Genomic DNA, 13442 nt, shown 5'->3' with positions numbered 1-13442 from the left:
GTGCCGTGGGCGCGAAGACCGCATTCATTGCCCCGGGATCACCTTGGGAGAACGGCTACTGCGAGAGCTTCAACGCCCGCTTCCGGGATGAGTTATTAAACGGCGAGGTCTTCACCACGCTGCGTGAAGCACAGATCCTCATCGAACGCTGGCGTCGCCACTACAACACGGTTAGGCCCCACAGCGCCTTAGGATACCGGCCCCCAGCGCCCAAAAGCATCGTCCTGATAGACCAAAGGCCGACGATGCATTAACATTCAAATTGGACCACTCGATGGGGGCACATCATGTAGACGCATTTCTTTTGAGCGCTCGCAGACCGCGATCTTTTACAGCTGTAACTCACCTGTGGTAACCATACTTTATGAAAGCTCCCGAACGACTTAACGATTACTCGGAGAGGATTCTTGTACCTCCTCGTCCGTTTGAGGCTCTTTGGTCAACCATACCTGAGGTTGTTCGGGTCAGTATGATGCCGCTCTCCGGAATCCAGCCGCTCACTGCGGAGATGTTCGAAGTCGCCGGTCAAGAACTACGAACAAAACCATCGGAAGAAGAGGTCAAGCTTTTTCGGGAAAAAGGAACCAAGTTCCAGATGATCAGCCTCGTGCTGACAATGGCTTTCTGGGAAGAGGTGGATTATCGAATTCTTGGCGTGCCTTGCTCCCTTCATGTTCTCCCTTCGATCAAGCGAGGAAAGGTGCAGTACTGTGAAATCGATACCGTTGCATCGCTCGCTGACCTCAGCGAACGCATTGGGGTCGAGGACGTCTACGCGGACTTCAACCCATTCAGTGGCCATTACAGCATGTCGATCTTGGGGGGAGACTATGTTGCTTGGTCTCGCCAGAAGCGCCCTCTAACTGATGTGGGCTTCGTACTGGAACGCTACTTTTTGGCCAGAGAATTTGACAAAGATGACGTCGCTGAATTCGACAGCTTCATTCCTGAAGCGCATAAGAAGGCGTATAGAAGAAACAGGATAAAGAAGCTGTACACTCCGTTTGAGAGATGGGAGAGCAGACACATCTGGGGAGTTGAGTCTGACATCGAACGTTTCTTGTTTCAGGAGCTTCTTTCGAGAGGACTTCGTCCACAACTTCAGTGGATCATCTACAAGTCAGGACAGTTCTATCAGTCGCTCTATGACGTCTACAAAGACGTGGAGTTTAGACATGGTGCGGAAATGCTGACGGAGGCAGATCTGTTCTTCCCAGATGAAAAAGTAGCCGTCTTTTGCGATGGAGCTAAACATCATCGTAGAAAAAAAGATCGTGAAAAAGACGATCGCATTAATGCTGCGCTCTTGAAATTCGGCATCACACCTATTCGTGTCTCTGGACGAGAAATTCGATCGGATCTCAAGGCTGTAGGGGATAGGATACAGAGCGCCGTTAGCTAAGATAGCAAAGTCGCGTTCGCCTATTCCCGTGGCGGCTCCTCAGGAAAGTCGACGCCGGAGACGAACAGCTTCACAGTGTCTCCTTCGATGAAGATGCAGTCGGCATCATTGGTGATGATGCCGGTGGCTTCGTTCCGGCTTCCCCTGAACCGCCCATGGGTTGTGCTGAAGGAAAGCGCTTCACAGATCGCATATCCATAGCGATCAAAACCCGACCCATAGAGGCTGTCCGCACCCTTCGGGTAGTTTTTGAACTTCACCACGTTGTACTCAGGGTCCAGGAGTTTGACGAAGGCTTTCTCGGCGTCAGTGACGATGCGTTTGTGATCGAAGTCGCCGTTGAAATCTTCGGTCTCGAAGTCATGGTTCAAATCGAAGGTCGTCATGATTAGCGGCTGGACGTTGAACAGAAACAGATAGATTTCGTCCGTTACGCGCGCTCCAGGATAGCGTTGGAGTTCGTTGCTTAGAATCTCCATGCGCGCTTTGTGCCCACGTTTGATGAGACGGTCGAAACTGTCTCCGACCTTTGCTATTCCGACATAGAGTAGATCGTAGGTCGCGGCCTCACTGTAACGGTCGAAGCACTCGATACCGGCACGACCACGCGACCGATCCCAGATCAGCTTTTCGGTTGTAAACCACTCCAGAAGACTCGCGCCTGGCTCGCCGCACGGCGCGTCCCAAACTCGAATAATCTTGTCGCCGGTCTCGACAAAAACGGGGGCTGCCTCCGCCTCTACGACTGCCGGAAGCTCGTGGACGTGGATCTCTACGGGATCACAGAAATCAGCGCCGATGGCGAAGTCGAAATTCACGACGCCAGTCTCGGCGTCGTAGATATAATTTCGGAATTTGCCCTCGGCGCGACCGCCGATCATGTAGAAGTCACTCTGCCTAAGCAGTGATTGAACTTCCGGATCCTTCTGAAGCCATACTGCCTCCTGATTGGAAATCGGTGGATAGACGGTTTCCAAGAAGGTGAGCTTGGATTTGGTTCTTGTAGATAGGCTCAAATCTTAACTCGCTCCAAGATCGGACGACGTTGATCCTCGCCGACCTTTCTGCACGCGGCAAGTGGCTTTTGGCTTCATACGGTCTGACAGTCCGGACCAATGAATGCCATCATGTTGATCCGTGGTGCCAACAAGGGCTTCAAGTAGTGGCGAAACATGAGAGGTTGATACCGGACATCCATCGAAATAGCAGCGAAGGTCTTCTTCCCGCCCCTAGTGTTCATCATTGAGGGGGCATCTCCGGTTCTCGACTGCATGTCTACCTAGATGGTCCTTTGCAAATCGGTTAGAATGGTTCAATCAACTCCGGCCCGTCGTCTCGCACGCCAAAACTGCGCACTTGGTGATGTTGCAGGCGCACGTCGCTTCCGAGATCCTGCACCTGGTCACTGTCAGACAGCCAGAGTTCGCGCTCATCGAGGTTTAGGATCACTGGCATGCGATGGTGGATATCTGCGACGTCTAGGTTGGCGGCACGTGTCATGATCGTACATGTAAGCAATTCATCCCAGCGTGAGGCAAGGCCAGCAAACCAGAGTGTGTTCTCGTTGGAGTTGGACAGCACCGCGTATGGTGCCTTCTGGCCTTTCTCCCCGGTCCATTCATAATATCCGCCAGCAGGGATTAGGCAGCGACCGTGCCGCCACACTCCGCGAAAAGTTGGCTTGTGTTGTGCCTCTTCGATCCGGGCGTTGAACGTTGTCGCGCGCCAGTCTTTGAGGTCGCCCTTGTGCCAAGAGGGCACGAGCCACCAACGCGCAGTCATTGCAACCAGAGGCGACTTACCCAGGATTAGAATGTCCTGTGTTGGGGCGACATTGTATCGGCGGAGGCCGCGCGGCGGGATGATAACCGGCTGCCCTGGAAACGGATCAATCTTGGTTTCGGAATGCTCTTGGTCAGTTCCAATGAGTTCCGGTTCAATAAATCGACCACACATACTGTCCTCTGCCAAACAGGATACTTGGCACAGAGTGAACGAAATTGCATCAGAGGTCTATCACAGCGTCTAGGACTTCGAATGGCTAAGCCTAAGCGGAGGCCCCTAAAAGAGTTCCAATGTCATGTATATGCACAAGACTTGAAATACTTTTGAAGAATATCAGTGGAGTTGCGGGTTTGAAGGCATCGCCTGGGTTTATGGCAAGCTGCAATATGACTAGAGGAGTTTCGATGCCACAAAGGTTGCGATCCCCTAGAGAGCGGGTTGCGATGGCATTGTGTAATATGCATGGGCGTCCAGCCGAGTCGTCATTCTGCCTGCTTCCGGTATTCCTGCACCGGTAGACCGCCGACACCCCAATCCTCCAGCGCAACCTCGTCGATCACGACAAAGGTCGTTGCCGGGTTCTTCCCCAGAATGTCCTGCAGGAGACCGGTGACCCCGGTAATCAGCTGCGCCTTCTGGTCTGCGCTTGGGCCGGTGCCGCCCGGGCCGCCTTCGCGGGTCACCTTGATATTCACATAAGGCATCGGTCAGTCCTTTCGCGGAACATAGGAAAACACTTTCGCAACGATGCGCCACTCTGCGCCGTCGCGGACCAGGGTCAGGAAGTCATGGAAGTCGCGGCCCATCATGGTCATCCGGGCGCTGACGCGGGCCAGCCTGCCGCTGGCAAAGGCAATCTCCAGGATTTCCTCCTCACGCGGGTCCCCACGTTCAGCGGGCGGCTCGCGTCCGTCTACCCGAGCTCGCCCAAGACGTTCTGCGAGTTCTCAGCCGTCAGCTGGTCGAGCTGCACAACCGCCTTCGTTGGTACGAGATCACGATGCGCATCCAGGCTCGTCTCAGCCGCCAGGCGCAACTCCTGCAGACCATTCCCGGCGTCGGACCGGTGACCGCCTCGGCCGTCGCCGCTACGATCGGGTCGGGTCACCAGTTCAAGAGTGGGCGGGAATTTGCGGCGTGGCTTGGTCTGACACCCCGCAACCACTCCAGCGGTGGCAAGGAGCGGCTGGGAAAGATCACGAAGATGGGCGATCGGTACCTGCGCCAGCTTATCGTCGTCGGCATGACATCGCGTGTGCGGCAGGTCACCAATCATCCCGAGCGTGCAGATCCCTGGCTGACGAAGCTGTTGCAGAGAAAGCCGACCCGGCTCGCGACCGTCGCCATGGCGAACAAGACGGCACGGATCATGTGGGCGGTGCTGACCAGGAACGAACCCTACCGCCCGCACACAGCTTGAGACGTACAGAAACAGCGAGATAGCAAGACCGACGATGTGATGGTGTACACTTCAGCCGCAACGATCAGGACTCTCCGCCGAATGACCCGGGCGCAATTGCCCGCAAAGCAGATAGGAACCTGATCTGCGGATCCCATCAGGGCCAGCGGTGTGAACCGCGCAAACAGGCCGGACACAAGACCGCTTCTGAAAAGGTACACGAGATCATTTACGACTTGCTATGCGGGAGCCATCCACACAAGCATGTTCGGCGACGTTCCCTCCCAATTGTCCGGCATTCACTCTGCGCCTTCATCAGAATGCAAAAGAATAGCTCGCCTCGACACCGTAGCTTGAGTAATCGTTCGCCCCGAACCCGTCGCCGTATGCGCTGAATTGAAACCGGCCACCGTTCGTCAATACCCCACCGTAGCCTAGTTCCAGCCGCATTCGGCCACCTTCATAGGTGGGTTCGCGCAGGGCGGCGGCACCGGAGCCTGAGGTTTCTGACCAAATGCCCGAAACCCCTCCCGTCAGAACTCGCTCACCGGCCCGATGAGTCAGTTGCAGTTCGAAATCTGCGCCTAACTCCACGTTGGTCAACCGAATTCCTTGAACCGGGATCATGTTGCCAAGGTGGTCAATATAAGCGCGCTGATCATCGCGAGTATGAGTGGCCGTCAGGAAGGGAAATACGGTCCAATCGCCACTGATGACCTCTCCAGTGACACCGAGCTGCGCCAGCCAGCGTTCGGTTTTGAACTGATCGCGATAGGTTCCCAATGGTGCGATTTCGTTTTGCGATTGCCCATAGAGAATTTGCGCGCTGAATATCACCGGCTGATCGGGCAGGCGATAAACAGCATAAGGACCGATCAGCCAGCCATAACCCTCTACCTCGGCAGGCCCTTCGGTGGATTCGGCATAGTCCATTTGCAGCATTGCGCCCAACAGCAAATTTGGCTGCACTTCAATGTGTCGACCGACCGCTGCCAGCGCATAGCCGTTGTCTTGGCCGTCGCTCTCACTAAAGGCAGCGCGCAAACTGGCCCATGCTCCGCCTCGTGGGGAGACCGCCATATCCATATTGACCTGACCCCGGGTGACAGAAGCGTTCAACTGGTTGTCGGAGCTGCGCCCCAGCAGAAAATCTGCGACGCGCGGCTGGTTGCTGATCAGATTGTTGGCACGGCTCTGCATGAAGCCGGCAATCAACTGACTGGTCTGTTCGATAATCCGGTTCACTGCAGTCATCTGGTTCGACGCTGCATTGGGAATACCATTGCTGTCATGGGTCACGCCCGCAGGAAGAGAAACCGCGAGATCACCCCGACCGCTGGCCAGCAATAGTGCCTGATAACGGGCACCGCTTCCGCTGAGCGACTGAACTTCGCCGCCGGAGATCACCAGATCGCTCGCGGTCAAACCGCTTACCACCCGCGAAAACTGAATATCGATCTGGTGCTGACCGGGACCACTAAAGCTATCCGTTAGCCCGGCAAGTGTCACGCTTACATCAGTGCGAAGGGTGATCCTGATCTGATCGCTGTGGGTTTCGGTGCCATCATCCACGGTGAGAGTAAAATCCAGCACCAGATCCGGGTCACCGAGAGAAAGAGTGGGTGTCGTAAAACTGGGCTGTACCGACGTCGCATCACTCAGGGTAATGCCTGCGGGCGCTGTCCAAAGATAGGTCAGGCTGTCGCCATCTGGGTCCGATGAGCCAGATCCATCCAGAGTGATGAGCACACCGCCACCAGCCACCTGATCCGATCCGGCATCTGCCAAGGGCGCGGTATTGATAAAGCCGGTCGCGGTGAGGGAGGCTGCGACATTGGCGTTGCCTCTGCTGTCCTGTGCCACCCCGGCTGGGAGAGTGATCGAGACCGAGCCGCGTGCCAGCGGAGCGACATCAAATTTATATGAGCTTGGCGAAGTTGATGCGAAGTTACTGACCGAAAGGTTCTGCAGCTGTAGATCGGTCTCATCAAAGCCCGTAACATCACTGCTGAAGTCCACAGTAATCGTCTCGGGGCCGGTGATATTGGACGGCAATCCCGCGAGCGTGGCGGCAACCTGAGCCATCACCGTGACGTCGACGGTGTCTTGGTGTGTCTCGGTGCCATCATCGACCGTCAACGTAAACGATAGCACCTGATCGGGGTCACCCGGCGCTGGAGTGGGTGTCGTAAAACTGGGCTTTACCGACGTCGCATCACTCAGGGTGATGCCTGCAGGGGGTGTCCAGAGATAGGTCAGGCTGTCGCCATCTGCATCGGATGAACCAGACCCATCCAGAGTGATGAGCACACCGCCACCAACCGCTTGATCCGCTCCGGCATCCGCCAAGGGCGCGGTATTGGTAAAGCCGGTCGCGGTGAGGGAGGCCGCCACATTGGCGTTGCCTCTGCTATCCTGTGCGACCCCGGCTGGGAGAGTGATCGAGACCGACCCACGCGCAAGCGGAGCGACATCAAATTGATATGAGCTTGGCGAAGTTGATGCAAAGTTACTGATCGAAAGGTTCTGCAGCTGCAGATCGGTCTCATCAAAGCCGGTGACATCACTGCTGAAGTCGACAGTAATCGTCTCGGGGCCGGTGATATCGGACGGCAACCCCGCGAGCGTGGCGGCAACCTGAGCCATCACCGTGACGTCGACGGTGTCCTGGTGCGTGTCAGTGCCATCATCAACCGTCAACGTAAACGACAGCAGCTGATCGGAACCACCTGGCGCGGGAGAAGGCGCGGTAAAATTGGGCTGCACTGCCGTCGCATCACTCAAAGTGATGCCTGTGGGGGCGCTCCACTGATAGGTGAGCGTATCTCCATTCGGGTCGGAGCTGGCGCTGCCATCCAACGTGATTTGCGTGCCGCTTTGCACCACCTGATCTGGCCCCGCATTGGCCACCGGGGCAGTGTTATAGACCGTGCTCACCGGGGCCGCAGCGGCAGAGAAAACACCTGGCACACCTGCGGCCGCCACATGTTGTGCCGCATCTGCCGGGACGGAAACCGTGATTGAAGCACTACCGTCCGGTGTGATCCGGGCGGTATAATTCGCACCGCTTCCCGAGAGGGACGAGAGCGTGCCGCCACTGATCTGAATGTCCGATCCGGTGAAGCCTTCGACGGTTTTGGAAAACGTAATGGTTGCCTCAAACTCACCACCCACCGATGCGGGCACACCGGTGATCTCCGGTCGCGGCTCATCCACATCCGCATACCCCAAATCGAGCCGGGTCTCGGCGCTGAAGTTACCGGCAACGTCCCGGAACATCCCTGCGGGGAAGGTCACATAAACCGGGCCATCACGTTGCGGGACAATCGTATATCGCATCTGGTTGCCGGGAAGGATGCTTTTACCCATAAGGGCGACCGTCCCCGGAAGTGTGGCCGAGTATCCGAGCACAAATATCGTCCCGGGTGAGTATTCGAGGACTGCACTATAGCCGACATAGGGGGCGGTGCTGACGCCCGCATCCACCAGCGTGATGGTGGGCGCAGTGGTGTCCACAATGCCAGATAGCGTGTTGGAGGCCGTGTTAGCTACGCTGCGGTAATTGGACACCACACTTGCTGGCAGGGTCAGCGATATGGCCCCGTCCCCATCCGGCGTCGCGGTCAAAGTGTAGGTCTGCGTCTGGCCATATGCGGGCGTCGGCGACCCTGACGAAAGGTTTGAGAGCGTCAGGTTGGTTGCGTCAAAATCCGACAATTGCAACGCATCTGATGTATCCACGCCCGCATTGAATTCCACTGTCACGGTTTGCGCGCCTACCACATGGCCGCTAAATCCTGACAGAGAAGGGGTCATGGTGGCGGGAATATCGACCACCTCGATGGTCATGCTCTGGGTGTCGCAGGTTGTGTAGACGCAGGTTTCCAGCGTTGCGGTATAGGTGCCAAAGCTCGTGTACGTGTGAACCGGGTTCTGTGCCGTGCTGGTACCTCCGTCGCCAAAGTCCCAGTTCCAAGTCTTCAAAGCAGGTGGCGTGGATGAGGATTGGTCAGTGAAGAAGACCGTATGCGGCACCGAAACTCCGAATCCCGGGTTTGCGTTAAAATCCGCTGTAATGCTGCTGATCCCTTCAGCCGTGCCGGACAGTGTATTTGAGGCAAGGTTTGGGAACGATACACTGTCGGTCGCCACGCCTGCAGGTACAAGGACCGTTACCGCGCCCGGCGCATCGGGCGTGACTTTGAACGTATAGGTGGCCCCCGATCCGACGAAGCTGGAAATGGTGGCATTTGTCATCTGGATGTCCGATGCATCAAAACCGCTGACTGTCTCGCTGAAGGTTGCGGTGACGATCTGGGGATTGATAAAAGTGCCGCTCAGACCCGAAAGGGTGACGGTGGGGACGGGATCAGTGAGCACGACATCTCGCTTCACCACAGTGCCGGTCACCCCGTACAGCCCGTAGTCAAAATCATATCGACCTATGCCAGGCACATCTGCTGTGAACCGGACGAACATTTGATCATCAGACGCGATTGTGCCATCCGCGCCGTCTTGGACAAGCCCCGTCACATTCGTGAAACCGCAGTTCGCCTCCAACCACGCGACCGTGATCGGCGAATGAGGCGTAGAAGCGCCGTCGGCGTAGTTAAAATAACTCCCTCCGGCGGCCCTAAGACCGGAAACAGGGGGGAAGAAGAAGATGCTGGCACCGCCGGCATACTGCTGCACCCTTGCCCGGCACTGTCCTCCCGGCATTAAGGCCGCCGGGGACCCGTCGCTGGCGTCCAGCGCCTGTGCTGGCTGAGTGGCGCAAAACAATGAGACGACGACCAATGCGCTACAAACGGCAACCTTGGTCACAGATCTGCAGGGGAGACTCTCAAGCCTGCCCCACACCGCCGCTGCAATTGTCATCAGTGTCGCCATTCCCAACCTCCCGCCCGGCCACTTTGCCCTGCGCCGCCGCTGCGCAAGCATGCCAAAACATGCCGCTGCCGGTGAGAGCGCGATCAGGAGAGAACCGGTTATTATCTGTCTTAAGGGCCGCCCGTCTTAGACATGCGCGGCCTTAGGCAAATCATATCCAGTTCTGGTGGGTCGCGTAGGGAGCGTGTTTGTCGAGATAGCGGCTTTTTTTGTCGAATCTCAGCCTGCAATTATGAAAGGTACCTCGGCTCTTGCACGGGAGGCGTCGTTCACCTAGCCTATGCTTGCCTGTTGTTTCTAATAGCCTTTATCTCTGAATGTCTCTTGATTCATCTGCTTCTGACACCTCTCAACCGGTTGAGCTTTGCTTGTCGGGGGTGGAGACCGTAGCGCTGAAGACCGCAGCGGTGGATATCGAGGTCCAGCGTGCAAAGGCCGCCCCGGATACCGGCATAGCCTGGACTAAGACGCGGTTTCGCTCCAACGGCCCGGACACGGTAGAAGTCGTCAGCAACCGGCCTGCAGATTTTGTTTTTACGCAGGTGCCTTTGGGAGGCAGCTTTGCCGCAGAGTTGACCTGCGGAACGCACTACGAAAGCGAAACAGTGGGGCTGGTCCGTCCCCGCGACTCCGGCGCGCTGTTTCGATTGCAGCGGAGCGAGGCCGACATCTTCGGGGTAAATGCACCACTGGAAATGGTCGAGCGATGGTTTGCGGGCAAGGTCCCCAAGGCAGTTCAGAGGATTTTGGACGGGATGGGGGGACCGTCCCTTGTCACACAGGCCCCGCTCCCCAGCTACCTCAGAATTTCGCTCGAGCAGGCATTGCACAGCCGTCTGCCACTTCGGACACAGTTGATCGAGGCCGCCGCCCTGCAAATCCTCTGTTATCAGCTGGAGGCCCTATCCACCGACAGCTCTCCCGGAATTGCGACGCATGAGGTTCAGGCTGCACGGGAAGCCCATGCAATGCTGGAGGCCGAGGCAATGGCACCGCCCGGATTGGGCGAGTTGGCGTCGCGACTGGGTCTGGCAGCCAATCGCTTGGCGTTGGCCTACCGCGAAGTATTCGGCTGTACCTTGGTGCAGAGCACCGAACAAGTCCGACTGCACGCCGCATGCGACGCGATACTTGGCGGTGCCCCAATCAAACTGGTGGCGAGCCAACTTGGCTACGCAAGTGTGAGCAGTTTCACATACGCATTTCGCAAGAAGATGGGCATGCCCCCGCGCAAATGGCGCGACGCGCAGGCTCGTAGGGTTAACCGAATAAGGTCAGATTTCTAGCATCCGATGGTAGGCGCCAACGACCAGCGAGACACACAACTCAGGCTTCAGAAAGGTTAACGTGCTGCTTCCCTAGCTCTGGTGATGGGATCATTCGCAATGCATGCGCGCCTATTCGCCGTGGCAGAGTGCTTTGACGTGGCACTGGTCGTTGTGAGACGGAAGAACTTACATTCTTCTCTCAAATGACCGCAGAAAGGGTTGGTAGGTTGCGGCGGTTGCCTGCTCCCGCAACCAGAATTTTTCAAATTACGTAACCGTCTCATTTGAGGCGGTTTTTTTCTTTTGCCAACCGCTCCTACTGCCAAGGCTCAGCGCCAGAATACCCGCCAAGGAACTATAAAGCTCAACCCGCGGCACAGGCAGCTTGCCGTCTCCGGCCTCCGGCGAAACCATAATCCGCTCGATCCGCCCTCGCACGATTCCTCAGCTTTCGTGCTCTCTGGGTGGCTCAGCGTAGCGCAGTAGCATGCGCGCTTGTTGCGGCGCGCATTCGGTTCCCGCGGGATCGGCGTCCTGTAGCAGCTGACGTGCTCCCCGTAGAGTCCGGGGATATTAGTTCGCTCTGTTCAGGGTTTGGTCCTCTACTGACCGTTGATGATACTCCCGCGGGGTGAGCCCGTCGGGGCTCGAATGCGGGCGGTGGTGATTGTAATCCTCTCGCCAAACCGCGATCAGGTCTCGGGCATGGCGCAAATTGGCAAACAGGTGCTCGTTCAGGCACTCGTCACGTAGTCGGCCATTGAAGCTTTCCACGAAGCCGTTTTGCATTGGCTTGCCAGGTGCAATGTAGCGCCACTCGACCTTGCGGCCCTCTTGCCATTGCAGGATGGCGTTCGACGTCAGTTCCGTTCCGTTGTCGCTGACCACCATGCAGGGCTAGCCGCGCAGCCGGGCGATGTTGTCCAGTTCACGCGCCACGCGTTGCCCGGAAAGAGACGTGTCGACCACGCAGGCCAGGCACTCCCGGCTGAAGTCATCGATTACGCAAAGCACACGGAACCGGCGTCCATCCGACAGGCTGTCCGAGACGAAGTCCAGCGACCATCTTTGGTTCGGGCCTTGCGGGATTGCCATCGGCGCACGGGTGCCAATCGCCCGTTTACGGCCACCGCGCTTGCGCACAGTCAGCCCCTCTTCACGATAGATCCGGTAAAGCTTCTTCCAGTTCACCTTCCAGCCCTCGCGGCCAAGAAGCAGGTGCAGTCGACGATAGCCGAAGCGCCGCCGTTCGCTCGACAGTTCCCTCAGCCTCTCTCGCAGCTGGGTGTCCGCAGGTCTGGTTGATCCGCGCCGATAGACGCGCGGATCGATCCCGGCCAGGGCGCAGGCCCGCCGCTGGTTGTAGCTCTTCTCTGTCATGGCCCAGTCCACGGCTTTCCGCCTTGCACCGGGCTTCAGAAGTTTTTTCCCAGCATCTCCTTCAGCGTGGCGACATCGAGCATCTGCTCAGCCAGCATCTTCTTCAGCTTTGCGTTCTCGGCCTCGAGCGCCTTCAACCGTTTGGCCTCGGACACTTCCATGCCGACATACTTCGAGCGCCACTTGTAGAACGTGCCATCGCTGATGCCATGCTTCCGGCACAGCTCCTTGGCACCCATGCCGGCTTGGTGCTCCCTCAGAATGCCAATGATCTGCTCTTCGCTGAAACGGCTTTTCCGCATCGTCTGTCTCCTCGTTTGGAGAACAGGCTAACTTCAAAACGCGGACATTTCAGGGGAGCACGTCACGAGTTGCCGTCAATTAGTTGAATTAGACCGGTCAACGATAGGTCCACCGGTGTAAGACTTCATTCTCCATTGTAGCCCTGTCAGGCTCTAGTGTCGCCCCAAGTGCATGTTCAGCGAATGATGTCGGGAGAAATTGCCGCGGTCTAGATTACTGGCCCTGAGAGCGCCTGTGCGGTGCTGTAGGCGTGCAGGTCACACTTCAGCACCGCACAGGCATAGGCCGTGGGATCAGTCTACGTGCGATGCCGGGACTGCACAGGAAGGCCCCGGAGTTGGTTCCAGCGCCCCATTCGTGGTCACGCCTGCTTCGACTTTACGAAGAGAACTTCGTCAACCTCGACCTCGAGCCAACCGCGCTCGCAATAGTAGTCAACATTGATCAAGAAGTTCTTGAGAAACTTCGGACGCACCGAGTGCGGCAGCTCGTGCCACTCGCCGCCACGCAGGACATCCAGAGTGAAGCCCTTAGTCTGATCGAAGCCATGCAGCTTTTGAAGAAGGCGGAAGAGATGGCCATAAAGCAGATCCTCGGCTTCAGGCCGACCATTTTTAGGCAGGTTGATCCGCAGCCTGACCTCGTGAAGCGGATGCTTTTCAATCTGGAAGACCTCGCCGCTGAGGCGCTTAAGGCGGCGGATGGCGGGGAAGTTGATGATGTTCGACATGATGCAGTCTCCATTCTGATATGAGGACCTGCATCCGTGGCCCTAGATCTCGTGAATGAGCCAACATCCCGCTAAAGCGAGAATGCAGGCCCGGGTTAGATCCAGGTTCCTTACCGAGGACGGATCCCCGGGGACATTTATCGTTGATGGCATGAGGCCACCGCCCGTACCCCTAAGATATGTGCTGTCACTGTCTCCGACAAGGAGGCAAGGAGGACGCGGTTCATGTCCTCTGGGAGTGAAGACCATCTGTTTCGCAAATTGGTCGGATTAGCTGGAGGTGTT

At 57.1% G+C, this 13442-nt stretch carries 9 protein-coding genes and 2 pseudogenes; 4 read left to right on the top strand and 7 right to left on the bottom strand.

Translation table 11 applies throughout. The features are described 5' to 3' along the window. The coding region (locus CLV89_RS19725; RefSeq protein ID WP_133166708.1) for an integrase core domain-containing protein at window positions 1-254 on the top strand (254 nt) is incomplete at its 5' end. 110 nt (window positions 255-364) lie between these two features. Beyond that, complete coding sequence (locus tag CLV89_RS19720; protein ID WP_133166760.1) at window positions 365-1402, top strand: PDDEXK family nuclease; 1038 nt, start codon at window positions 365-367, stop codon at window positions 1400-1402. A gap of 20 nt (window positions 1403-1422) precedes the next feature. On the opposite strand, the gene CLV89_RS19715 is transcribed toward CLV89_RS19720, so the two are convergent. From CLV89_RS19715 to CLV89_RS19700, 4 genes are all read right to left on the bottom strand, one after another. Further along, window positions 1423-2379 carry a hypothetical protein gene (locus CLV89_RS19715; protein ID WP_207796979.1) on the bottom strand — a complete coding sequence of 319 codons (957 nt, stop codon included), beginning with the start codon at window positions 2377-2379 and terminating at the stop codon, window positions 1423-1425. Window positions 2380-2704: 325 nt separating this feature from the next. After that, window positions 2705-3373: an SOS response-associated peptidase gene (locus tag CLV89_RS19710; protein WP_243395089.1), complete on the bottom strand. Its 669-nt coding sequence runs from the start codon at window positions 3371-3373 to the stop codon at window positions 2705-2707. 296 nt (window positions 3374-3669) lie between these two features. After that, a complete protein-coding gene (locus CLV89_RS19705; protein WP_106165364.1) occupies window positions 3670-3891 on the bottom strand; it encodes a tautomerase family protein in 222 nt (73 codons plus the stop codon). Between the two features lie 3 nt (window positions 3892-3894). Beyond that, a complete protein-coding gene (locus CLV89_RS19700) occupies window positions 3895-4050 on the bottom strand; it encodes a nuclear transport factor 2 family protein (protein WP_243395093.1) in 156 nt (51 codons plus the stop codon). A 50-nt stretch (window positions 4051-4100) separates the two neighbouring features. On the opposite strand from CLV89_RS19700, the pseudogene CLV89_RS19695 reads away from it, so the two are divergent. Then, window positions 4101-4607 (top strand): annotated as a pseudogene (locus CLV89_RS19695) (IS110 family RNA-guided transposase); the annotation flags it as partial. A 294-nt stretch (window positions 4608-4901) separates the two neighbouring features. Here CLV89_RS19695 and CLV89_RS19690 read toward each other — a convergent pair. Next, window positions 4902-9065: an Ig-like domain-containing protein gene (locus CLV89_RS19690; protein ID WP_165798161.1), complete on the bottom strand. Its 4164-nt coding sequence runs from the start codon at window positions 9063-9065 to the stop codon at window positions 4902-4904. Window positions 9066-9853: 788 nt separating this feature from the next. Between CLV89_RS19690 and CLV89_RS19685 the strand changes: the two genes are divergently transcribed. After that, entirely contained in the window at window positions 9854-10762 is a 909-nt protein-coding gene (locus tag CLV89_RS19685) for a helix-turn-helix domain-containing protein (RefSeq protein WP_243395091.1), read from the top strand. Between the two features lie 451 nt (window positions 10763-11213). Here the strand turns inward: CLV89_RS19685 and CLV89_RS19680 are convergent. Together CLV89_RS19680 and CLV89_RS19675 are read right to left on the bottom strand one after the other, a co-directional pair. After that, window positions 11214-12426, bottom strand: a pseudogene (locus CLV89_RS19680) (IS3 family transposase). Window positions 12427-12788: 362 nt separating this feature from the next. Next, entirely contained in the window at window positions 12789-13157 is a 369-nt protein-coding gene (locus CLV89_RS19675) for a hypothetical protein (protein WP_106165362.1), read from the bottom strand. Window positions 13158-13442 lie beyond the last annotated feature (285 nt).

Source organism: Tritonibacter scottomollicae (assembly GCF_003003215.1).
Taxonomy (GTDB): Bacteria; Pseudomonadota; Alphaproteobacteria; order Rhodobacterales; family Rhodobacteraceae; genus Epibacterium; species Epibacterium scottomollicae.
Note: the sequence above shows the minus strand (reverse complement) of the source record. Positions and strands in the feature narration are given on the sequence as shown.